This is a genomic window from Bradyrhizobium elkanii USDA 76 (genome assembly GCF_023278185.1).
Taxonomy (GTDB): domain Bacteria; phylum Pseudomonadota; class Alphaproteobacteria; order Rhizobiales; family Xanthobacteraceae; genus Bradyrhizobium; species Bradyrhizobium elkanii.
This window is the reverse complement of the sequence record NZ_CP066356.1, coordinates 6,472,547-6,495,379: the sequence shown is the minus strand read 5'-3', so window position 1 is coordinate 6,495,379 and position 22,833 is coordinate 6,472,547. Positions and strand designations below refer to the sequence as shown.

Here is a 22,833-nt window from a genome sequence, read left to right as displayed (position 1 = left end):
AGAGATTACATCAAATCGTGCCTGCAGTTGATTTGGGCATCAGTTCCTCCACAGGGAAGTGTGTCGCCGGCCAAATTCGCAGGCGACGATGTGTCGTCTTAGGCGCTGATGCTGCAGGGCACGCTGAGGAAGCCGCGGAAGCGCACCCGCCCGCCGCGCACCGGCTCGCCGTCGAGCGCGTAGTTCGGGAAGCGTTCGAGGAACCGCGATATCGCGACGGCGCCTTCGAGGCGCGCCAGCGCCATGCCGGCGCACTGATGCGCGCCGGTGCCGAAGGCGAGGTGGCGGTTCGGCGTACGCGCGACGTCGAAGCCTTCGGGATTGGGGAATTGCGCGGGGTCGCGGTTGGCCGCGCCGATGCACAGCGTGACCAGCGTGCCGGCCGGCATCGTGATGCCGCCGAGCTCGGTTTCTTCCACGATCATGCGGTTGCCGAGCTGGTTCGAGCTTTCGTAGCGCAGCATCTCCTCGACCGCGGTCTTGATGAGCTCGGGGTGCGCGATCAGCCGTTGCTTCTGATCCGGATTTTGGGTGAGCGTCACCAGCCCGTTGCCGATCAGATTGGTCGTGGTCTCATGGCCGGCGTTGAGCAGGAAGATGCAATTGTGCAGCAATTCCTTCGCGGTCAGCCGCTCGCCATTATCCTCACCCTGGATCAGCCGGGTCAGCACGTCGCGTTCGGGATTGCCCGGTCTGGCGCGGCGGCGTTCAACCAGCGTTTCGAGATAGCCGAGAAAATCCTTCACCGCATTATTGCCGCGGTCGAACGCGTCCTTGCCGATCACCGGCTCCAGCGCGCCCAGAATCGCCAGCGACCAGTCGCGCAGCGGCTCGCGTTCGTCGTGCGGCACGTCGAGCAGATTGCCGATCACCTCGACCGGGATCGCCGAGGCGAAGTCGCCGATCAGCTCTGCGCGGTCGCGGGTCTCGATCCGGTCGAGCAGGCTGTCGACCAGCGCGATCAGGTCAGGCTCCATGCCGGCGATCGCCCGCGGCGACAATGCGCCCATGATCAGCCGCCGCACGCGGGTGTGGGCCGGCGGATCGTTGAAGACGAGGCTGGTCGTGTGATGCTCGTAGAGCAGCGAGTTGCCGTATTTCGGCAAGAACTCCTTCTTCTTGTCGGAGGAGAATACCTTGGTGTTCTTGTAGGCGGCGACGAGGTCGTCGTAGCGGGTGAGAAAATAGCAGCCGTTCGGCAGCCGCTTGACCGGCGCGTTCTCGCGCAACGCGCGATAGGTCGGGTAGGGGTCGGCGTAGAATTCCGGCGTCAGCTTCTCGAGGTCGAAGCCGTCAGCCAGCTCGCACGCGTGTCCGTTCATGGCGCATCCAACCCAATTAGTTTCATTTGCAACTATCGTAAGCCGCGGGCCGCTGCCGCGCAACACAATTTGCCAGGCGCCGGGAACAGCGCGCCGGGCGTTGCGTGGTGCGAGCAAATCGCAGAGCCATATGCGGTTTTGCGCTTTGATGAAGCGCGCGCGCCCCTCTACAGTCGCGACCAAGCAACAAGACCGGAAACGCCAATGCATGCCCGTGCCGACACTGCGGCCTCCTGGCCCGAGGAGATCTTCTCGATATTGCAGCGCTTCGAGGTGCGTCAGGTGCCCTACGTGCCGGACGCCGGGCATTCAGAACTGATCGAGCGGGTGCTGGGGTCGTCCTCGATGCGCGGCATCGCGCTGACCACCGAGGAGGAGGGCGTGGCGCTGCTCGCGGGCGCCTGGGCCGGCGGCCAGCGCGGCGTGCTGCTGATGCAGTCGAGCGGGGTCGGCAATTGCATCAACATGCTCTCGCTGGTGCAGATCTTCCGCTTGCCGTTCCTCACGCTGGTGACGATGCGCGGCGAATGGGGCGAGTTCAATCCCTGGCAGGTGCCGATGGGCTCGAACACGCAGGGGATTCTCGAACTGTCCGGGATCAAGGTGCTGCGCGCCTCGCACCCTGAAGAGGTCCGCGAAGTCGTCGAGGCCGGCGCAGCGCAGGCCTATAACGCCTGCACGCCGACCGCCGTCCTGCTGTCGCAGCGCCTGATCGGGGCAAAGGTCTTCACCAAATGAGCAAAGCCAATCTCCTCGACCGCCGTGCCGTCGTTGCCGAACTGCTGAAGGATCGCAAGGGCGCCTTTGCCGTCGGCGGCCTCGGCGCCTCGACCTATGACATCGCCGCCGCCGGCGACCACGACCGCAACTTCTATCTCTGGGGCGGCATGGGCGGCGCCGTGATGATCGGGCTCGGCCTTGCGCTGGCCCAGCCGACGCTGCCGGTCGTCGTGATCACCGGTGACGGCGAGATGCTGATGGGGATGGGAAGCCTCGCCACCGTCGGCCTGCAGCAGCCCAAAAATCTCTCGATCATCGTGCTGGACAATGAGGCCTATGGCGAGACCGGCGGCCAGGCCAGCCACACCGGCGGAACCGCCGACCTCGTGGGTGTTGCCAAAGCCTGCGGAATCGGGGATAGCCGGGCGATCAGCACGATGGCGGAGGTCGAAGCTTTTGCCTCGTCTTTGCAAGACGTTACGGCGGGGCCGCGGTTCGCCAGCGCGAAGATCGACGGGGCCAATCTGGAGCGCGTGCTGTCCAGCCGCGACGGCACCTACCTCGTGAACCGCATCAGAGGGTCGATCGGCCACACTCCTATTTAAAGTGGCTTTCGCGGTGCAATAGAACCTTGACTTTTGGTAAAGTGAGTGATTACTCACGACCCAAATGTCTACCTTACGCATGACGAGTGACTTGCGGCGTCAGTTGATCCTGAGCGCCGCCAAGCGGTGTTTCGCCCGCAACGGCTTTGCCGGCACCACGACAAAGAGCGTGGCGGCCGCGGCTGCCATTTCGGAAGGGCTGCTGTTCAAGCACTTCCCGTCCAAGGCGGCGCTCTATGCCGAGATCCTAGCCGAAGAGTGCGAGGCGGATCCCGATCTCGCGCATCTGCTCGGCCAGGAGCCCTCGACCGCGACGCTGGTCGAGCTGGTGCAAGGCATGGTCGGTCACTTCATGCAGTTGCGTGATGCGCCGGACCAGGAAGAGGCGCAGCGGATGCGGTTGATGGTGACGAGCCATCTCGACGACGGCGAGTTTGCGCGCCTGCTCTACGACAAGGTCGGCAAGCTGATCGGTCCGACCTTCGCCGCCTCGCTCGAGCGGGCGATCGCCGCCGGCGAGGCCACGAAGATCGGCGACGAGCCGCTCAACCTGTTCTGGTTTGCGCACCATACCGTGCTGATGGGTGCGCTGACGCAGCTGCCTGCGACACCATGCCTCCCCTACGGTGATGCCGCCGCGGCCGAGCGGCAGCTTTGCCAATTCATCCTTCGCGGCATCGGACTTACCGAAGCCGCAATTTCAACTCATTTGGGCCGCCAGCCGTCGCCGATCGCAGGACCGTCGGTAACTGCAGAAAGTGCATGACATGAATATTCAGACCGAAAGCCACATCTCGGGGCAACCGATCAAGGAGAAGCAAGCCAAGCGTCCCGTCCGCATGGTGCGCTGGTTCATCATCGTAGGCCTGTTGCTGGCCCTGCTCGTCGGTGCGCTGGTCGGCTTCAACGCCTTCCGTAGCCACATGATCGCGCAGTTCTTTGCCAACAATAAGCCGCCGCCGGCGAACGTTTCGGCCGTCGAGGCGAAGACCGAGGTGATTCCGAACCTGCTGACCGCCGTCGGCGATCTCGTCGCCGTGCACCAGGTCAACGTCACGACCGACGTGCCGGGCCGCATCACCGAGATCCTGTTCACCGCCGGCAGCCATGTAAAGGCCGGCACGCCGCTGGTGCAGTTGTTCGACGCACCGGAGCAGGGCGACCTCGCCAACTACAAGGCGCAAGCGACCGTCGGCGAGCTGCAACTCGACCGCGCCAAGCAGCTCGCGTCGCGCCAGTTCGGTCCGCAATCGACCGTCGACACCGCGCAGGCTGCCTACGACCAGGCCAAGGCGGGCATTGCCAAGACCGAAGCGCTGATCTCGCAGAAGCTGGTGCGCGCACCGTTCGAAGGCGATCTCGGCGTGCGCCAGGTCGAAGTCGGCCAGTACCTGACGGCCGGCACCCAGATCGTGTCGCTGACCGATCTGTCGGTGCTGTACGCCAACCTGACCGTCACCGAGAAGCAGAGCTCGCAGATCAAGGTCGGCCAGGCCGTACGTGTCTCGGTCGACGCCTATCCGGGCCGCACCTTCGAGGGCAAGATCACGACCATCGAGCCGCAGATCGCGACCGACACCCGCAACATCCGGGTTCAGGCCACGATCCAGAATCCGGACAGCATCCTCAAGCCCGGCATGTTCGCGACCACCACGATCGTGCTGCCCGGGAAGCCGCCGGTTGTGACGATTCCCGAAACCGCGGTCGACTACACGCTGTACGGCGACTCGGTGTTCCTGATCACCGAGAAGAAGGGCGACGACGGCAAGACCACCCTGACCGCGGACCGCACCTTCGTGAAGACGGGCAACCGCGTCGAGGGCCGTGTCGAGATTCTCAAGGGCCTGAAGGCGGGCGACAAGGTCGTCGCCGTCGGCCAGATCAAGCTGCAGTCGGGCATGGCGGTTGCGATCTCGACCGATCCGCCGCCGCCGGTTCCGGCCGAACCGCCGCGCTACTGATCTTCATTCATCGAACTCGGAGGGCCATTGGCCCTCCGCCACATCTTGCCGCAAGCCGGCAGAACACGAATCGAGTTGGCGATGGCCTTCACTGATATTTTCATCAAGCGCCCGGTGCTGTCGGTCGTCGTCAGCCTGCTGATCCTGCTGATCGGCCTGCGCGCGGCGATGGTTTTGCCAATCCGGCAATATCCGAATCTTTCGAACACCGTCGTGACGATCACCACGTCATACCCCGGTGCGTCGCCCGAGCTGATCAACGGCTTCATCACCACGCCGATCGAGCAGGCCGTCGCGTCGGCCGAAGGCGTCGACTACATGACGTCGAACTCGGTGCTCGGCACCTCGACGATTCAGGTTTACGTCAAGCTCAACCACGATCCGAACCAGGCGCTGACCGAGGTGCTCGCCAAGGTCAACTCGGTCAAATACCTGATCCCGAAGGAAGCGTTCGATCCCGTCGTGACCAAGGCGACCGGTGACACCATCGCCGTGATGTATCTCGGCTTCTCGAGCGAAGAGCTGACCGGATCGTCGATCTCCGACTACCTGACCCGCGTCGTGCAGCCGGTGCTCTCGACGGTCGATGGCGTCGCGTCGGCCGACATCCTCGGCGGCCAGACCTTTGCGATGCGCGTCTGGCTCGATCCGACCCGCATGGCCGGACGCGGCGTGTCGCCCAACGACGTCGCCGCCGCGATCGCCGCCAACAACTTCCAGGCGGCCGCCGGCCAGACCAAGGGTTTCTTCATCGTCTCCAACGTCTCGGCCAATACCGACCTTCAGAACATCGATCAGTTCAAGCGGATGATCGTGAAGGCGAAGGACGGCGGCTTCGTGCGCATCGAGGACATCGCGACGGTGGAGCTCGCGGCGCAGAGCACGGACGCCAGCGTCGCCTTCAACGGCGAGCATGCGATCTTCATCGGCATCAAGGCGACGCCGCAGGGCAACCCGCTGACCCTGGTGAAGGGCGTGCGCGCGCTGTTCCCCGACCTCGAGCGCAACCTGCCGCCGTCGATGAAGATGAAGGTGGCCTACGATTCCACCAAGTTCATTCAATCGTCGATCGACGAGGTCGAGAAGACGCTTACCGAAGCGGTCCTGATCGTCGTCGTCGTCATCTTCCTGTTCCTGGCCTCGCTGCGGTCGGTGATCATTCCCGTCGTCACCATCCCGCTGTCGCTGATCGGCGTCTGCATCCTGATGCTGGCCGCCGGCTTCAGCTTCAACCTCCTGACGCTGCTGGCAATGGTGCTGGCGATCGGCCTTGTGGTCGACGACGCGATCGTTGTCGTGGAGAACATCCATCGACATCTCGAGGAGGGCCTGCCACCGGTGCAGGCATCGCTGAAGGGGGCCCGCGAGATCGTCGGTCCCGTCGTCTCCATGACGATCACGCTGGCGGCGGTGTACGCGCCGATCGGCTTCCTCGGCGGCGTGACCGGCACGCTGTTCCGCGAATTCGCCTTCACGCTGGCCGGCTCGGTGATCGTGTCGGGCGTGATCGCGCTGACGCTGTCGCCGATGATGTGCTCGGTGTTCCTCAAGAGCGCGGAGGAGGGGCGTTTCGCCAGGCTGGTCAATCGCGTGTTCGGCGGGTTGACGCGCGCCTATGGCCGTCAGCTCGACCGTTCGCTCGACTACCGCCCGATCACGGCGCTGTTCGCCGTGACCATCCTCGGTCTGGTCGGCTTCCTCTATATGCACATCCAGAAGGAGCTGGCGCCGCAGGAGGACCAGGGCATCGTGTTCGCGGTGACCAAGGCGCCGAAATACGCCAACATCGACTACATCGATTTCTACGGCGACAAGATGGACAAGGAGTTCCAGAAGTTTCCCGAGACCGACCTGCGGTTCATCCTGAACGGCATCACCGGTCCGCAGGGCGGCTTCGCCGGCATGCTGCTCAAGCCGTGGGATGAGCGCAAGCGCAGCGCGCAGGCGCTGCAGCCGCTGGTTCAGGCCGAACTGTCCAAGATCGAGGGCATCAGCGCGTTCGCGTTCAGCCTGCCGCCGCTGCCCGGCGGCCCCGGCGGTCTGCCGGTGCAGATGGTGATCTCTTCGACGGCCGGATTCCAGCAGGTGTTCGACCAGATGAGCAAGTTGAAGGATGCGGCGCGCAAGAGCGGCCTGTTCATCGTCACCGACAGCGACCTCGACTTCAACCAGCCGGTGGTCCGGGTGAAGGTCGATCGCTCGAAGGCGAGCGATCTCGGCATCACGATGCAGTCGATCGGTGGCGCCTTGGCGACGCTGCTCGGCGGCAACTATGTCAACCGCTTCAATCTGGAAGGACGCTCCTACCAGGTGATCCCGCAGGTGCCGCGCGCCAGCCGGCTCGCGCCCGAGGCATTCAACGATTACTACGTTCCCACCGCGACCGGGCAGCTGGTGCGGCTGTCGACCGTGGTTTCGGTCGAGACCGGCGTCGATCCCAACGCGCTGACCCACTACAACCAGCTCAACTCGTCGACCTTCCAGGCCGTGCCGATGCCCGGCGTCTCGATGGGCCAGGCGGTGGAGTTTCTGCAGGGTGAAGCCAAGAAGCTGCCGTCAGGCTTCAGCTACGACTTCCTGGCCGACTCCCGGCAATACGTCCACGAAGGCAACCAGCTGCTGGTCACCTTCGCGTTCGCCATCATCATCATCTTCCTGGTGCTGGCGGCGCAGTTCGAGAGCCTGCGCGATCCGTTCGTGATCATGATCTCCGTGCCGATGGCGATCGTCGGCGCCTTGATCCCGCTGTTCTTCGGCGTAGCCACCATGAACATCTACACCCAGGTGGGCCTGCTGACGCTGGTCGGACTGATCACCAAGCACGGCATCCTGATGGTGGAGTTCGCCAACGAGTTGCAGCTCAACGAGGGACTGGACCGCCGCGCGGCGATCGAGATGGCCGCCCGGATCCGCCTGCGTCCGATCCTGATGACGACGGCGGCCATGGTCACCGGCCTGCTGCCGCTGCTCACGGCCTCGGGCGCGGGCGCTGCCAGCCGCTTCTCGATCGGGCTTGTGGTCGTGGCCGGCATGACGATCGGCACGCTGTTCACGCTGTTCGTGCTGCCGATGGTCTACACGGTGATCGCGACCGACCACCAGGCCGCGGCCCGTTCCGACCGCGCCAAGCAGATCGCCGACTACGAACTCGAAGGCCGCGGCGGCGCATTGAAGCCGACCTGAGCCCTCCAAGCTCATGCTCGCAGGGAAGGCGGCACTGGCGAAAGCCACTGCCGCCTTTTCTTTGTCTCGTGATAGCCTTCACCGCAAAGATTGGGAGGAAACAGCCATGGCGAGCGAGTTTGCGGCGGGTAATTACCGGTTCATTCCGGCCGTGTTTCAATATTCAAGCGGCGCGCAGGCAAACGCCGGCTACGAGATCGAGCGGGTGCGCTTCGATCGTCTGCTGCCTCTTGCGGAAGGTTTTGCGCGGATTGCGGCTTACATCAAGGACGCCGGCCGGCCGCTGACCGCGTTCTGCGCCTGCGAATTGCGTTCGCCGGCCGCCTTCACCGAGGATGGCTTCCGCGCCTTCAACCAGCATTACGTCAAGACGCTCGCCGAATGGGGCTTGTTCGACGGCACCATCAATCCGGTGGCGCGCAGCAACGTCTGTCCCGAAATCGATCCGCCGGCCGAACCCTCGTTCCATGCGTTCTCGTTCACGCGGCCGAGCACGACGACGTCACCGTCCTTCGTGATCGCCGGCGGCGCCGAGGCACGCGGCGGCACCGCCAGCTATCGGGACCGCATCGTTTGCTATCGCGATCTCAGTCCCGGCGCGTGGCGGGAGAAGGTCCGCTTCACCGCCAGCGAGATGGAGCGCCGTCTGGCGGAGTTCAGCTTCGGCTGGCAGGAGACGACGGCGGTGCAGGCCTACACCGTGCACGACATCCATCCGGTGCTCGTCGACGAGCTGGTTCGCCGCGGCGCCACCCGCTCCGGCCTGACCTGGCACTTCTGCCGCCCGCCGGTGGTCGATCTTGAATACGAGATGGATTGCAGGAGGGTGCTAAGGGAAGTGGTGATTTAAGCGGATAATCTGAGGCGCGCACTGCTAATCCCGTCATCCTGAGGAGCGCGTAGCGCGTCTCGAAGGATGAACGGCCCGGTCGGTGGCCGTCGACCCTTCGAGACGCGCGTTCCGCGCTCCTCAGGGTGACGGGGAGAGGATAGGCGCTCGCTGTTGCACGACCCTCTACCGCGCCTTCGGGTCCAGTGCGTCGCGCAGGCCGTCGCCGACCAGGTTGAACGACAGCACGACCAGGAAGATCGCAAGCCCTGGCCAGACCGCCATCCAGGGCGCGCTGGTCAGGAAGCGTTGCGCGGCGTTGAGCATGCTGCCCCAGGACGGCGCCGGCGGCTGCTGGCCGAGGCCGAGGAACGACAGCGCCGCCTCGGCGATGATCGCGGCCGCAATCGACAGCGTCGCCTGCACCAGCAACGCCGGCAGGATGTTCGGCAGGATATGGACCAGCGCAATGCGCCAGCGCGGATTGCCCATCGCACGCGCCGCCTCGACATAGTCCTCGACCTTGACGCTCATCACCTGGCCGCGGGTCAGGCGGATGAAGATCGGGGTCGCCGAGACGCCGATCGCGATCATGGCATTGCTGAGACTCGGGCCGAGGAACGCTGCGAGCGCGATCGCCAGGATCAGGAACGGGCAGGCCAGCATGGCATCGGTGATGCGGCTGATCAGCGCGTCGATGAAGCCGCCGCGATAGCCGGCGACGAGGCCGAGCGGCACGCCGATCGCAAGCGCGATGCCGACCGAGATGACGCCGGCAAGCAGCGAGGCGCGGGCGCCGAACACGACGCGGGCGAACACGTCGCGGCCGAGTTCGTCGGTGCCGAACCAGTGCTGCGCCGACGGCGCCTTGCGTACCAGCGACCAGCTCGTCGCGACCGGATCATAGGGCACGATCAGCGGCGCGAACCCGGCGAGCAGGATAAAGAGCGCGATCACGGTGAGCCCGAGCACGGCACCCTTGCGCCGGATCAGCCGCCGCCAGGCGCGCCGCGCCGGGCTCTCGAGCGCCTCAGTGGCGGCAAGTGGAGCGAGGGGGCCGAGTGCAGCGTCGGTCATCCGATCAGCCCCTTAGCCGCGGGTTGACGAGGATGTAGGCGATGTCAGCGATCAGATTGAGCGTGATGTAGATCGTCGCCGTTGTCAGCACCACGCCCTGCACGACGGCATAGTCGCGGTTGAACACGGCATCGACGATCAGCTTGCCGAAGCCCGGGATCGAGAAGATCTGCTCGGTGAGCACCGCACCCGACAGCAGCGTGCCGAGTTCGAGCGCGCCGAGCGTGATGATCGGCGTCAGCGCGTTGCGCATCGCATGCTTGAGGATCACCGTGCGCTCGGACAGACCCTTGGCGCGCGCGGTGCGGACATAGTCGCTCTCCAGCACCTGCAGCATCGCGCTTCGTGTGTGCCGCATCAGGATCGCCGCGATCGCATTGCCGAGCACGAAGGCGGGCATGACGGAAGCGGCGAGGCTCGCGCGCCAGTTTTCGCTGAGCGGCACGTAGCCGGAGGCCGGCAGCCAGCCAAGTTCGACGGAAAAGAGGAAGATCAGCATGATGCCGAGCCAGAAATTTGGCGTCGAGATGCCCCACAGCGCGAACAAATTGGCGCCATAGTCCCACGCCGTACCGATCTTCACCGCCGAGATGATGCCGGCGGGAATGCCGATCAGGAAGGCGACCACGATCGCCATGCCGGCGATTTGCATCGTAACCGGCAGCTTCTGCGCGATCAGGCTCGAAACCGGCATCTTGTTGCGCAGCGACTCGCCGAGGTCGCCCGTGAGCACGCCCTTGACCCAATAGGCATATTGCACCGGGATCGGTTGATCCAAATGGTATTGCTGACGGATTTGTTCGATGACGGCCGGGTCGCGCTCCTCGCCGGCCATGACGAGTGCCGGATCGCCGGGCAGCAAATGTTGCAGCGAGAAGATCAGGAGCGAGACGAAGAACAGCGTCGGGACCAGCTGAACCAGCCGCTTGGCGAGGAAGTTCAGCATTGTCGGCCCCGCGTGTCCTGCGCTGTGGCGATCATTTCAATTTCAGCCCGACCACGCGCACCAATCCGTCCGGCATCTGCCGGTAACCCTCGACCTTGGTGGAGTGCGCGATCAGGAGTGTGCGGTGATAGATGTAGATGATCGGCTCGTCATTGAGCACGATCCTGGTCATCTTCTCGTAGATCGCCTTGCGCTGGACGGGATCGTTGATCAGCCGCGCATCTTCCATCAGCTTGTCGGCTTCCGCGTTGGAATAGCCGCCGTCGTTCTGCGGCGCCTTGGTGTGCAGGAAGACATAGGAATTGCCGTCGGGATCGATCCGGCCGCTCCAGTTGATCTGAAACACCTGAAATTCGCCGGCCTGGGCCTGCTTGAAAGTCGTCGCAAATTCGACCACGCGGATCTTGATGTCAAAGCCTGCTTCGGCCGCCATCGACTGCACGACCTGGGCCACGGCTTCGTTCTCGGCGCCTTTGGGGACCATGTAGTCGATGGCGACGGGCAGCGTGACGCCGGCCTCCTTCAGCAGCGCCTTGGCCTTGGCAATGTCGCGTCCCCGAACCGGAAACGCCTTCTGATAGTAAGGATGCGTCGGGCTGACCCACTGATTGCCCGGCGTGAACTCGCCGTTGAAGACGACTTGGTTGAGCGCCTCGCGGTCAATCGACAGATCGAGCGCCTGGCGCACCTTTTCCGACTGGCTGAGCGGCCCCTTGCTCTTGTCGTTGCCGATGTTGATGGTGAGGCCGAGATAGCCGAGTTCAGGTGCGGTCGACAGCACGAGCCGCTTGTCCGCTCGGACGTCCTTGATATCGGTGGCGAGCACGCGCTCGATCAGATCGAGCCCGCCGGATTTCAGATTGGCGAGCCGCACCGTGGCATCGACGATAGGAAGGAACACGATGCGATCGATGAAGACGTTGTCCTTGTTCCAGTAATCCCCGAATTTCTCGAACACCATGCGGTCCTGCTGCACGCGTTCGACGAACTTGTAGGGTCCGGCGCAGACTGGATGCAGGCCGAATTTGTCGCCCGCTTCCTTCACCGCCTTCGGCGAGACCATCATGCCGGCACGGTCGGTCAACTGGGCGATCAGCGGCGAGTAGGGCGTCTTGAGCACCAGCTTGATGGTCAGGGGATCAACGACGTCGACGTGGTCGAGCGCAGCCAATTCCGGTTTGCGAAACGAGGTCGGCAGCGTCAGATGGCGCTCCAGCGAGAATTTGGCGGCTTCGGCGTCGAACGGCTCACCGTCGTGGAACTTGACGCCCGGCCGGAGCTTGATCGTCATCTCCTTGCCGTCGGCCGAGTTCTCGTAGGACAGCGCGAGTTGCGGAACGATGTTCAGCTTCTCGTCAATGTCGAACAGCTTGTCGCAGAAGGCTGAAAAGACGATGCGGCCGACATAGGTGCGTCCGATTGAAGGATCGAGGATGTCGGGGTCCTCGGCGAGCCCGATGCGAAGTGTCGTCTCGGCACGCGCGCTCGTTCCGCACCAGGTCACGAGGGCCGCCATCAGGACCGCCAAGCGCCAAAATCTCATCGCCAACCCCTTTATTCCCTACGCCTCTGTTCCCTGTGAGATAACCCCGGGCTGCCCCGAGGCTTCCGCCGCATTGAACGCCGCCACCAGCTTTTCCAGTGTCGGCGAGAACCCGCCATCGGAGGGCACGATCGCCTCCGCGCCGGGCAGCTCTCCCGTTCGGTGACAGGCCGTTGCATATCCGGTGCCATCTTCGCGCAACTGCGGCACTTCGCTGCGGCAGCGCGCGATCACATAGGGGCAGCGGGTATGGAAGCGGCAGCCGGACGGCGGATTGAGCGCGCTCGGCAGCTCGCCCTCCAGCACGATGCGGCTGCGCCTGGCGCGCGGCTTCGGCACCGGGATCGCCGACAACAGCGCGCGGCTATAGGGATGGCGCGGCGCCGCGAACAGCGCTTGTGCATCCGCGGTCTCGACGATGGTGCCGAGATTCATCACCGCGACGCGGTCCGCGATGTGCTTCACCACGGCGAGATCGTGCGAGACGAAGATGTAGGCAAGCTTCAGACGATCCTGCAGGTCGCGCAGCAAATTCAGGATCTGGGAACGGATCGAGACGTCGAGCGCCGACACCGGCTCGTCGCAGATGATCAGCTTCGGCTCGACTGCGAGCGCGCGGGCAATCGCGATGCGCTGGCGCTGGCCGCCGGAGAATTCGTGCGGATAGCGCCGCGCAAAGCGCGGCTCGAGCCCGACCAGGCGCAACAGCTCCTCGACCCGTTCGCGGCGGTCCGCGGCCGGGACGAGATTATGCAGCGCCAGCGGCTCGGTCAGGATCTGGCTCACCGTCATGCGCGGGTTGAGCGAGGCGTAGGGGTCCTGGAAGATCAGCTGCGCGTCGCGGCGGAATGCGCGCAACTGCTCGGCATTGAGCGTGCCGAGGTCGCGGCCCTCGAAGCGGATCCGTCCGGCGTCCGGCTCGATCAGCCGCAGCACCAGCCGGCTGACGGTGGATTTGCCGCAGCCGGATTCGCCGACCAGCGCCAGCGTCTTGCCGGCTTCGACCGTGAAGCTGACGCCGTCGACCGCCCTCACATGGGCGGTGGGCCGGCCGAACAGCGAGCGTTCGGCGACGAAATGCTTCACCAGCCCTTCGACCTCGAGCAGCGCGGTCATGACACCAGCCGCTCCAGCGGCGCGCGGATACAGCGCGAGGCGTGGGTCGCGCTCAGCATCGCGAGCGGCGGCGGCGATTGGGTGCAGGCAAGTTCCACGAACGGACAGCGCGCGGCGAAGCGGCAGCCGGCGGGCGGGTCTGCCATGTTCGGCACCATGCCCTCGATGGTGGCGAGATGGCTGGTGCGGCGGTCGAGCCGCGGGATCGAGCCGAGCAGGCCGACCGTGTAGGGATGCTGCGGATTGGCAAACAGCTCGTCGACCGGCGCGCGCTCGACGATTTCGCCGGCATACATCACTGCGACCTCGTCGCAGACTTCGGCGACGACGCCGAGATCGTGGGTGATCAGGATGATCGCGGCGCCGCTCGCGGCCTTCAGCTCCCGCATCAGATCGAGGATCTGCGCCTGCAGGGTGACGTCGAGCGCGGTGGTCGGCTCGTCGGCGATCAGAAGCTGCGGATCGCAGGCCAGCGCCATCGCGATCATCACGCGCTGGCGCATGCCGCCGGACAGCTTGTGCGGAAACTCGTCGATGCGTTTCTCGGGCGAGGGGATGTGGACGCGGCGCAGCAGCTCGATGGCGCGTTCGCGCGCCGCGCGCCGGGAGCCGCCGCGGTGGCGCAAGATCGTCTCCGTGATCTGGTCGCCGATGGTGAAACTCGGGTTGAGCGAGGTCATCGGCTCCTGGAAGATCATCGCGAGGCGATTGCCGCGCAGGTCGCGCAGCGTCGCATCCGGCACGTCGAGCAGGTCGAAACCGTCGAAGCGGATCGCGCCGGAGACCGCCGCGGATTGCTTCGGCAACAGCCCCATGATCGCGAGCGAGGTCACGCTCTTGCCGCAGCCGGACTCGCCGACGAGGCCGAGCGTGGCGCCGTTGGCGACGGAAAGATCGACGCTGTCGACGGCATGCGTCATGCGGCCGTCATCGCCTTGGAAGGTGACACGCAGGCCCTCGATCTCGATCAGCGGGCCTGCCGTCATTCGCGGCTCGTTGTTGCCGCTGCGATGCCGGCGTCGATCGTGGCGCGATCGCTGGTTCCGGCCGGGTTGCCGCGGGTCGGCATGAAGCTCCGGAACGGCACCCAGTGCTCGCGGCTGACGGCTTCCAGCCGCTCAAGCTCGTGCAGGGGATCGGCGTGGTCGTCGACGCGCAGATCGAGCAATGGCCATTCCTCCGCGCCGTGAATTAAGAGAGCGGCGGATTGCTTGCCGCGCTTGTCGCCGCCGGCCGCTTCACCGGCGAACATCGCCTTGATCAGCCGCTCCGCGAACGGCAGCTTCTCGTTCGCGGCATAGACGCGCGCGGTCTCGTCGAGCACCGCGGGTCCCGCCAGCACGTTGCCGGCGATCGAGAATCCGTCGCCGGCGATATGGCCGAACCAGTCGATACAGTCCTTGCCGGAATGCGCCGCGATGCGGCCGCTGGCGTCCATGACATGGAGCTGCCGGCTTTCGCGGCCGCTGTCGGGCGCAATCAGCGCTGCGATCACCTCATGCGGGCTGTTGCCGCTGCGCAGCAGCGCGAGGCCGTCGATGCCGTAATAGGGATTGACCAGCGCCTGCGTCGCCACCGCGCCGATCCCGGGTGCGATGTGTGGCACCAGCGCGCCGACCGCGAAGAACCGCGTCGCGACGGCGATGCCGAGCTGGCCGGTGGCGCTGTCGCGGGCGATGATCGACCAGGTCATCTCAAACCTTTGTGCTTAGCGGCCTGCGGCGTAACCCTGCATGCCGCGCGGATTGGCGGCGGCGCGGCGGCGGGCACCGACCTTCGAGGCCGCGGTGAGGCGGCCTTCCGACCAATCGGGACCAATCTCCACCACATGGCCGCGGCGTTTCAATTCGTCGATGGTCGATTTCGATACGCGGTTTTCCAGCACCAGCACGCCGGGCCGCGAGGTGCGCGGCCAGAACGAGATCGGGAAATGCTCGGAGTGCCAGGCCGGCGCGTCGATCGCCTCCTGCAGATTGAGCTTGGCGTGAACATGGCGCAGGAAGAACTGCGTGATCCACTGGTCCTGCTGGTCGCCGCCCGGCGAGCCCCAGGAGAGATACGGCTCGCCGTCGCGCAGCGCCATGGTCGGCGACAGCGTGGTGCGCGGCCGCTTGCCCGGCGCGAGTGAGGCAGGGTGGTTCTCCTCGAGCCAGAACATCTGGGCGCGGCTGCCGAGGCAAAAGCCGATCTCGGGAATCACCGGCGAGGACTGCAGCCAGCCGCCGGACGGCGTCGCCGAGATCATGTTGCCGGCCTTGTCGATGATGTCGAAATGCACGGTGTCGCCACGCACTTCGCCGAACCGGCCGACGGTCGGCTCGCCCGCGCCCATGGCGCCGACCGCTTCGCGATGTCCTTCGGCGTGTCGCAACTTCACGACGCCGCCGAAACCCTCGACCGAGCCGGGACGGAAGTCGAGCGAAGCCTTGTCTTTTGAGATCAGCTTGCGCCGTTCGTTGTTATAGGCATCGGACAGCAGCGTCTCGATCGGGATCTCCGTGAATTTCGGATCGCCGTAGAACGTCTCGCGGTCGGCGTAGGCGAGCTTGGCGGCTTCGATCTGCAGATGGATGAAGTCGGGGCCTGCGGGATCGAGCCCGTCGAGCTCGAAACCCTTCAGCAGCGCGAGCTGCTGCAGCATCACCGGACCCTGGCTCCAGACCCCGGCCTTCTGCACGGTGTAGCGGCCGTAATCGTAGGTGAGCGGCGCCTCGATGGTCGGCTGCCAGCGCGCCATGTCGTCGGCCGACAACACGCCGCGATGCGGCGAGCCGGAGACGTCCATCACCTCCTGGGTGCGGCAGAACTTGTCGATCGCCTCGGCGACGAAGCCCTTCGACCAGGCCTGCCGCGCGCGCTCGATCTGCGCCACGCGATCGCCGCCGGCGCTCTCCGCCTCGCTCAGGATGCGTGCGTAGGTCTCGGCAAGCTTCTTGTTGGTGAAGATGGTGCCGGGCTTCGGCACCTCGCCACCAGGCAAATAGACGTCGGCCGACGTGGTCCAGTATTTCCGGAACAGTTGCTCGACGGTCTTGATGGTGGCCGATGCACGCTCGACCAGCGGATAGCCGTCGCGTGCGTAGGCGATCGCGGGCTCCAGCACGTCGCGCAGCTTCATGGTGCCGTAGTCGCGCAGCAGCAGCATCCAGGATTCGAATGTGCCGGGCACGCAGGCCGCAAGCAGGCCGGTGCCGGGCACCATCTCGAGCCCCTCGCTGCGATAATGCGCGATGGTTGCCTTCGCCGGCGCCGGGCCCTGGCCGCAGATCACCTCGCTCTTGCCGCGCTTGACGTCGTGCACGATGATCGGCACGTCACCGCCGGGGCCGTTCAGATGCGGCTCGACCACCTGTAGCGTGAAGGCGGTGGCCACGCCGGCGTCAAAGGCGTTGCCGCCTTTCTCCAGCGTTGCCATGCCGACCGCGGTGGCGATCCAGTGCGTCGAGGTGACGACGCCGAAGGTGCCTTCGATCTCGGGCCGGGTTGTGAACGGATCGGGGTTGATGTTGCTCATGGCGATTGACCGTTCGTCGGTTTGTTGTTGGGTCTTCTCGGCGGGCGCACTTGATCACAGGCCGGCTGGTATGCCAACCGCTTGGTGGACATGGCCGCTCCCATCCGCGTGATCATGCCGGAACGGCGGCAGGACTGTTGACGGCATGGCAGGCGACGCCGTCGATCAGTTCCGGCGTCTTCTGGCGGCAGAGATCGAAGGCGAGGGGACAGCGCGGATTGAACGAGCAGCCCTGCGGCGGATCGATCGGGTTCGGAATCTCGCCCTTCACCGGGATGCGCTGGCGGCCCGACATCGCAAGGTCCGGAACCGCGCCGAGCAGCATCTTCGTGTAGGGCATCCGCGGGTTCTCGAACAATTCCCGGCCCTCGGCGATTTCGACGATGCGGCCGAGATACATCACGCCGATCCGGCTCGCCATGTGGCGGACCACCGCGAGATTGTGGCTGATGAAGAGATAGGTGAGGCCGAACTTGTCCTGCAGGTCCCGCATCAGATTGAGGATCTGCGCCTGCACGGAAACGTCGAGCGCCGAGGTCGGCTCGTCGCAGACGATGAACTCGGCTTCCGACGCCAGCGCGCGGGCGATCGCGATGCGCTGGCGCTGGCCGCCGGAAAATTCATGCGGGAATTTTTGGCCGTCGTCGGGGTGCAGGCCGACCAGCGAGAGCAATTCGCCGACCCGGGCCTTGATGTCGCGCTCGCCCTGGATCAGGTCGAAGGCGCGGATCGGCTCGGCGATGATGGCGGCGACCCGGTAGCGCGGATTGAGGCTCGCATAGGGATCCTGAAAAACCATCTGGATGCGCCGGCGCAGGCGGCGGCGCGCCTGGCCCTGCCGCGGGTCGGTCATCGAGACCCCGTCGATGACGACCTCGCCCGAGCTCGGCGGCAGCAGGCCGACCACCATGCGCGCGACGGTGGTCTTGCCGGAGCCGGATTCGCCGACCAGCGCGAAGGTCTCGCCGCGCTTGATGTCGAAAGAGACGCCGTCGACTGCCTTCAGGAATTCGAGATGACCGCCCTCGATCACGCGGTTGAGCCACGGCTTGGAGACGTCGAAGACGCGGCGCAGGTTCCTGACCTCGATCAATGTCCCGCTCATTCCGCCGTCTCCTTCGCGGGCTCGAACAGGTGGCAGGCGACGGATTGCGTGCCTTGCCGGATCGGCTCGGGGCGTTCGACGCGGCAGCGGTCAAAGGCGAATGCGCAGCGCGGATTGAACGGGCAGCCCGGCGGGATCGCCGACAGCCGCGGCATCGAGCCGGGGATCTGCACCAGGCGCTTGTCCTCGCCGGCGAGCGTCGGGATCGCGCCCATCAGGCCCTTGGCGTAGGGATGCAGCGGATTGCGCACCACCTCCTGCACCGGGCCGATCTCGGCGATGCGGCCGGAATACATCACCGCCACGCGGTCACAGGTCTCGGCGATCACGCCCATGTCGTGGGTTACCAGCATCACGGCGGTGCCGTGGTCGCGGCCGAGCCGCTTGATCAGCGCGATGATCTGCGCCTGCACGGACACGTCGAGCGCGGTGGTCGGCTCGTCGGCGATGATCAGCTCGGGCTCGGCGCAGATCGCGAGCGCGATCACGACGCGCTGGCGCATGCCGCCGGAGAATTCGTGCGGGTAGCCGTCGATGCGCTTTTCCGGCGCAGGAATGCCGACCTCGGCCAACAGATCGATGGCGCGCCTGCGCGCGGCGCTCTCGCTCAGATTGCTGTGGGTGCGAATGGTCTCGATGATCTGGTCGCCGATCCGGTAGAGCGGATTGAGGCTGGTCAGCGGATCCTGGAAGATCATGCCGATCCGCTTGCCCCTGATGCGGCGGATCTCTTCCGGCGGAAGATGGTCGATCCGCGTGCCCGAGAGTTCGATCTCGCCGCCGGAAATGCGGCCGGGCGGATCGATCAGGCCGATCACGGCAAGGCCGGTGACCGACTTGCCGGCGCCGGATTCGCCGACCACGCCGAGCACCTCGCCTTTGGCGATGTCGAACGACACGCCGTTGATGGCGCGCAAGGTCGCACGGCGGGTGACGAATTCCACCTCGAGATTGCGCACGGAAAGAACAGGCTTGGTCATCGGAGCTTCGGATTGAGTGCGTCGCGCAGCCAGTCGCCGAGCAGGTTGATGGAGAGGATCAGGCCGGCCAGCGCAATGCCGGGGAAGGCGACGATCCACCATTCGCCCGCGAATAGATAGTTGTTGCCGATCCGGATCAGGGTGCCGAGCGAGGGCATGGTGTCGGGCATGCCGGCGCCAAGGAACGACAGCGTCGCCTCGGTGATGATCGCGAGCGCGAGGTTGATGGTGGCGATGACGAGGATCGGGCCCATCGTGTTGGGCAGCACGTGCCGCAGCATGATCTTCGGCGCCGGCAGGCCGATCAGCTGCGCCGCGGCGACGTAATCCTTGTTCTTCTCGACCATCACCGAACCGCGCACGGTGCGGGCATATTGCACCCAGAAACTGAGACCGATCGCGATGATGAGGACGCCGAGCGTGCTTATCTCGTCGAGCCGGTTGCCGAGCAGCGATTTGGCAACGCCGTTGACCAGCAGTGCGATCAGGATCGCGGGGAAGGTGAGCTGCACGTCGGCGATCCGCATGATCACGGTGTCGACCACGCCGCCGAAATAGCCTGCGATCAGCCCGAGGGCGATGCCGAGCGCGCCGGCAAAGACCACGCCGGCCAGGCCGACCGCAAGCGAGATGCGCAGGCCGTAGAGGATCGCCGAGAGCACGTCGCGGCCCTGCTCGTCGGTGCCGAGCAGGAACGGGCTTTGGCCGTCGGCGGTCCACAGCGGCGCGATCCGCGAGTTGATCAGCTGCAGCTGTGCCGGGTCGAACGGGTTCTGCACCGCGAGCCACGACGCGAAGATTGCGAGCAGAAAGAACAGCAGCGTGATCACGGCGGCGACCATCGTCAGCCTGGAGCGGCGGAACGAATAGAAGACGTCGCTGTCGAGCGCGCGCCTGAACCAGCCGGCAGGGGCCTGGTGGTCTTCGGAACGATGGGAGACGACGGCATCGGACATCGGTCAGCCCCTCACGCCGTGCGGCCGACGGTCGACCGCAAGCGCGGATCGACCACGGTGTAGAGGATGTCGACCACGAGATTGATGGTGACGAAGATCAGCGAGACCATCAACAGATATGCGGCCATGATCGGGATATCGACATTTTGCACGGCCTGCACGAACAGAAGTCCCATGCCCGGCCATTGGAACACGGTTTCGGTGATGATCGAGAAAGCAATAACCGAGCCAAACTGCAGGCCGGCCACCGTGATCACCGGAACCAGGGTGTTCTTCAACGCATGGCCGAAATGGATTGCGCGCGTGGTCAGCCCGCGGGCGCGGGCGAAGCGGATATAGTCGGTCCGCAGCACTTCCAGCATTTCGGCGCGCACCAGCCGCATGATCAGCGTCATCTGGAACAGCCCGAGCGTGATCGCCGGCATGATCAGCGCCTTCAGGCCCGAGACGGTGAGCAGCCCGGTGGTCCACCAGCCGAGCTTCACCACCTCGCCGCGGCCGAACGAGGGCAGCCAGCCCAGCGTCACCGCGAACAGATAGATCAGGAGGATGCCGATCAGGAAGGTCGGCAACGAAATGCCGATCAGCGATACCGCCTGAAATAATTTGGCGAGCACGGTGTCGCGGCGCAGCGCCGAATAGACCCCCATCAGGATGCCGGCCACCATCGCGAACAGCGTCGCGCAGATCGAAAGCTCCAGCGTCGCCGGCAGCCGCTCCGCCAGCAGCGAGGAGACCGGCAGGCGGAACTGGTAGGACACGCCGAACTTGAACTGCAGCGCATTGATGAAGTAGTGGCCGAACTGCACCAGCACGGGATCGTCAAGGCCGAGCGAGTGGCGGATTTCAGCGCGCTGCGCGGCCGAGGTGTCGATCGAGACGATCTGGTTCACCGGGTCGCCGGCGAAGCGGAACATCGCGAACGCAATCACGCCGACGGCGAGCATCACGCCGATCGCCTGCAGGAAGCGGCGAAGAGTGAAAGCCAGCATCTCTACCTTTCACTGCTTTTGACATTCGGCGCGCGGCCTTGCGCGGCCGGAAAACGCGAGGTCCCGGAAGCCTGCGCTTCCGGGACCCAATTCGCCAAAGCCACTATTCACCCTGTTTGGTGGCCCAGTAGAGCAGCACCTGGTTGTCCGCGCGCTGGGTCAATTTGACCTTTTTCGACACGCCCCAGACCAGCGGTTGCTGATGCAGCGGAATGTAGCCGTAATCCTTGATGACGATGTCGTAGGCCTGCTTGATCAACTGGTCGCGCTTGGCAGTGTCGCCCTCGATCAGGACCTTGTCGGTGAGCGCGTCGACGTCCTTGTTGCAATAGCCGCCGAGATTGGCCTCGCCCCGGGTGGCATCCTTCGGATCGTCGCGGCAGCCGAGGATGTCGTGCAGCACGTTGTGCGAGTCGGACGTCGCGGGCGTCCAGCCCAGCATGAAGAACGAGGTCTGGTAGCCGCCGGGCTTCAGCACCTTGGCGAAATACTGCGCCTTCGGCTGCGCCAGCAGGTTCACCTTGACGCCGATGCGGGCCAGCATGCCGACCACCGCCTGGCAAATCGCGGCGTCGTTGACATAGCGGTCGTTCGGGCAGTCCATCGTGACTTCAAAGCCGTTCGGATAGCCGGCGTCGGCCAGCAGCTTCTTGGCACCATCAGGATCGAGCTTCGGCCGGGTGAATTCCTTCGACAGCGGATAGAGCTCGGGCGCGATCATCAACGTCGAGGGGGTCGACATGCCGCGCATGACGCGGGTCTTGATCAGATCGACGTCGATGGTCTTGTAGAAAGCTTCGCGGACGCGGATGTCCTTGAACGGATTCTTGCCCTTGATGTTGGAATACAGCAGCTCGTCGCGCGCCGTATCCATGCCGATAAAGATGGTGCGAATCTCCGGCGCGGTCATGACGGTGGCGACGCCGCTGGAATTGACGCGCTGGATGTCCTGGAGCGGAACCGGTTCGATCACGTCGACTTCGCCCGAGAGCAGCGCGGCAACGCGGGTGGCGTCGGAGCCGATCGGGGTGAAGATGATCTCCTTGAGATTATGCTCGGGCTTGCGCCAATAGCCGGCAAACGCCTTGAACACGGTCTTCACGCCGGGCTGGTGGCTCTCGATCGTGAAGGGGCCGGTGCCGTTCTCGTGCAGCGCCGCGTAGCTCGGCGTGGTTGCGGAGGCCGGCGTCGGTGCAACCGAGTTGTTCTCCTCGCACCACTTCTTGTCCATGATGTACCAGCTATCCCATTGCGAGATCAGGATGGGATTGGGCGAGTCCAGCGTCACGTCGACGGTGTAGTCGTCGACCTTGCTGAACTTGGCGTCGGCCGGGACGTTGCTGAGGAAATTGGAGCCCTTGGCGCGGACGCGCTCGGCCGAGAACAGCACGTCGTCGGCGGTGAAGGGATCGCCATTGTGGAATTTCACGCCCTTGCGCAGATGGAAGCGCCATTTGGTCGGGCTCAGCGTCTCCCAGCTTTCCGCCAGGGCGGGAATGATCTTGAGGTCCTTGTCGCGCGCGGTGAGGCCTTCGTAGACGTGGGCGTGGTGCGCGATCGTCGTGGTTTCCTTCAGCGTGTAGGGATCCAGCGACTTCAGCTCGCCCTGGTTGGCATACTTCAGCGTCTGGGCCGATGCCGGCCAAGCAAAGGCGACGAATGCGACGGCAGCCGCCGCAAAACTCCAACGTACCGACATGTGATCCCGCGTCCCCGTTTTTGTCCGCCGGCTGCTGTGTCCGGCTGGTATTATCGATCCATGTTGCCAGAGTTTACCGGCTGCGCAAGCGCGATTTGCCAAAGGGTTAACCCGTCCGCGCGGGTGCAGCGCAATGAACCGGATTAGAGAGTAGGCTGTTGGCGCGAACGCGTGACATTCGACTTTCGGAGTGCCGCTCGTCGCTCCCGGGAATGATCTCCGGCGCGCCGCGTTCATGCCGGCCGCTCCAAACGGTTTGGAGCAACCGCTCCAAACGGTTTGGTT

19 protein-coding genes are annotated in these 22,833 nt (G+C 65.0%); 6 read left to right on the top strand and 13 right to left on the bottom strand.

All coding sequences use genetic code 11. The annotated features are described in order from the left end of the window. Positions 1-98: 98 nt before the first annotated feature. Positions 99-1,322 carry a cytochrome P450 gene (locus tag JEY66_RS31270; RefSeq protein WP_016842927.1) on the bottom strand — a complete coding sequence of 408 codons (1,224 nt, stop codon included), beginning with the start codon at positions 1,320-1,322 and terminating at the stop codon, positions 99-101. Positions 1,323-1,526: 204 nt separating this feature from the next. On the opposite strand from JEY66_RS31270, the gene JEY66_RS31265 reads away from it, so the two are divergent. The 6 genes from JEY66_RS31265 to cnbZ all read left to right on the top strand — a co-directional run bounded on the left by JEY66_RS31265 (position 1,527) and on the right by cnbZ (position 8,641). Beyond that, on the top strand, positions 1,527-2,060 hold the full coding sequence (locus JEY66_RS31265) for a thiamine pyrophosphate-binding protein (RefSeq protein ID WP_018270486.1): 534 nt from the start codon (positions 1,527-1,529) through the stop codon (positions 2,058-2,060). Continuing rightward, positions 2,057-2,647 carry a thiamine pyrophosphate-dependent enzyme gene (locus JEY66_RS31260; protein ID WP_016842925.1) on the top strand — a complete coding sequence of 197 codons (591 nt, stop codon included), beginning with the start codon at positions 2,057-2,059 and terminating at the stop codon, positions 2,645-2,647. The genes JEY66_RS31265 and JEY66_RS31260 overlap by 4 nt, the downstream gene beginning before the upstream one ends. Positions 2,648-2,711: 64 nt before the next feature. Beyond that, positions 2,712-3,413 (top strand): TetR/AcrR family transcriptional regulator, encoded by a 702-nt coding sequence (locus JEY66_RS31255; protein ID WP_026192475.1) that lies wholly within the window; start codon positions 2,712-2,714, stop codon positions 3,411-3,413. 1 nt (position 3,414) lies between these two features. Next, positions 3,415-4,608 carry an efflux RND transporter periplasmic adaptor subunit gene (locus JEY66_RS31250; protein WP_016842923.1) on the top strand — a complete coding sequence of 398 codons (1,194 nt, stop codon included), beginning with the start codon at positions 3,415-3,417 and terminating at the stop codon, positions 4,606-4,608. An 81-nt stretch (positions 4,609-4,689) separates the two neighbouring features. Then, a complete protein-coding gene (locus tag JEY66_RS31245; RefSeq protein WP_018270488.1) occupies positions 4,690-7,791 on the top strand; it encodes a multidrug efflux RND transporter permease subunit in 3,102 nt (1,033 codons plus the stop codon). Between the two features lie 106 nt (positions 7,792-7,897). Continuing rightward, positions 7,898-8,641 (top strand): 2-amino-5-chloromuconate deaminase CnbZ, encoded by a 744-nt coding sequence (gene cnbZ, locus JEY66_RS31240; protein ID WP_016842921.1) that lies wholly within the window; start codon positions 7,898-7,900, stop codon positions 8,639-8,641. A 165-nt stretch (positions 8,642-8,806) separates the two neighbouring features. Here cnbZ and JEY66_RS31235 read toward each other — a convergent pair whose 3' ends face one another. The 12 genes from JEY66_RS31235 to JEY66_RS31180 form a co-directional block, all read right to left on the bottom strand. After that, entirely contained in the window at positions 8,807-9,697 is an 891-nt protein-coding gene (locus JEY66_RS31235) for an ABC transporter permease (protein ID WP_018270489.1), read from the bottom strand. A gap of 4 nt (positions 9,698-9,701) precedes the next feature. After that, positions 9,702-10,643: an ABC transporter permease gene (locus tag JEY66_RS31230; protein WP_016842919.1), complete on the bottom strand. Its 942-nt coding sequence runs from the start codon at positions 10,641-10,643 to the stop codon at positions 9,702-9,704. A gap of 31 nt (positions 10,644-10,674) precedes the next feature. Next, on the bottom strand, positions 10,675-12,186 hold the full coding sequence (locus tag JEY66_RS31225; protein ID WP_026192476.1) for an ABC transporter substrate-binding protein: 1,512 nt from the start codon (positions 12,184-12,186) through the stop codon (positions 10,675-10,677). An 18-nt stretch (positions 12,187-12,204) separates the two neighbouring features. After that, positions 12,205-13,302, bottom strand: coding sequence for an ABC transporter ATP-binding protein (locus tag JEY66_RS31220; protein ID WP_018270490.1), 1,098 nt, complete (start codon positions 13,300-13,302; stop codon positions 12,205-12,207). Then, on the bottom strand, positions 13,299-14,288 hold the full coding sequence (locus JEY66_RS31215; RefSeq protein ID WP_018270491.1) for an ABC transporter ATP-binding protein: 990 nt from the start codon (positions 14,286-14,288) through the stop codon (positions 13,299-13,301). The genes JEY66_RS31220 and JEY66_RS31215 overlap by 4 nt, the downstream gene beginning before the upstream one ends. Further along, positions 14,285-14,995 carry a DUF1028 domain-containing protein gene (locus tag JEY66_RS31210; RefSeq protein WP_018270492.1) on the bottom strand — a complete coding sequence of 237 codons (711 nt, stop codon included), beginning with the start codon at positions 14,993-14,995 and terminating at the stop codon, positions 14,285-14,287. The genes JEY66_RS31215 and JEY66_RS31210 overlap by 4 nt, the downstream gene beginning before the upstream one ends. Before the next feature lie 15 nt (positions 14,996-15,010). Next, positions 15,011-16,816 (bottom strand): gamma-glutamyltransferase family protein, encoded by a 1,806-nt coding sequence (locus JEY66_RS31205; protein WP_016842913.1) that lies wholly within the window; start codon positions 16,814-16,816, stop codon positions 15,011-15,013. Between the two features lie 112 nt (positions 16,817-16,928). After that, complete coding sequence (locus JEY66_RS31200) at positions 16,929-17,921, bottom strand: ABC transporter ATP-binding protein (RefSeq protein ID WP_018270493.1); 993 nt, start codon at positions 17,919-17,921, stop codon at positions 16,929-16,931. Continuing rightward, complete coding sequence (locus JEY66_RS31195; protein ID WP_018270494.1) at positions 17,918-18,901, bottom strand: ABC transporter ATP-binding protein; 984 nt, start codon at positions 18,899-18,901, stop codon at positions 17,918-17,920. The genes JEY66_RS31200 and JEY66_RS31195 overlap by 4 nt, the downstream gene beginning before the upstream one ends. Next, positions 18,898-19,857, bottom strand: a complete 960-nt coding sequence (locus tag JEY66_RS31190) for an ABC transporter permease (RefSeq protein ID WP_016842911.1) — start codon at positions 19,855-19,857, stop codon at positions 18,898-18,900. The genes JEY66_RS31195 and JEY66_RS31190 overlap by 4 nt, the downstream gene beginning before the upstream one ends. Before the next feature lie 11 nt (positions 19,858-19,868). Continuing rightward, positions 19,869-20,849 carry an ABC transporter permease gene (locus JEY66_RS31185; protein WP_016842910.1) on the bottom strand — a complete coding sequence of 327 codons (981 nt, stop codon included), beginning with the start codon at positions 20,847-20,849 and terminating at the stop codon, positions 19,869-19,871. A gap of 103 nt (positions 20,850-20,952) precedes the next feature. Further along, a complete protein-coding gene (locus JEY66_RS31180; protein WP_016842909.1) occupies positions 20,953-22,548 on the bottom strand; it encodes an ABC transporter substrate-binding protein in 1,596 nt (531 codons plus the stop codon). Between the last annotated feature and the right edge of the window lie 285 nt (positions 22,549-22,833).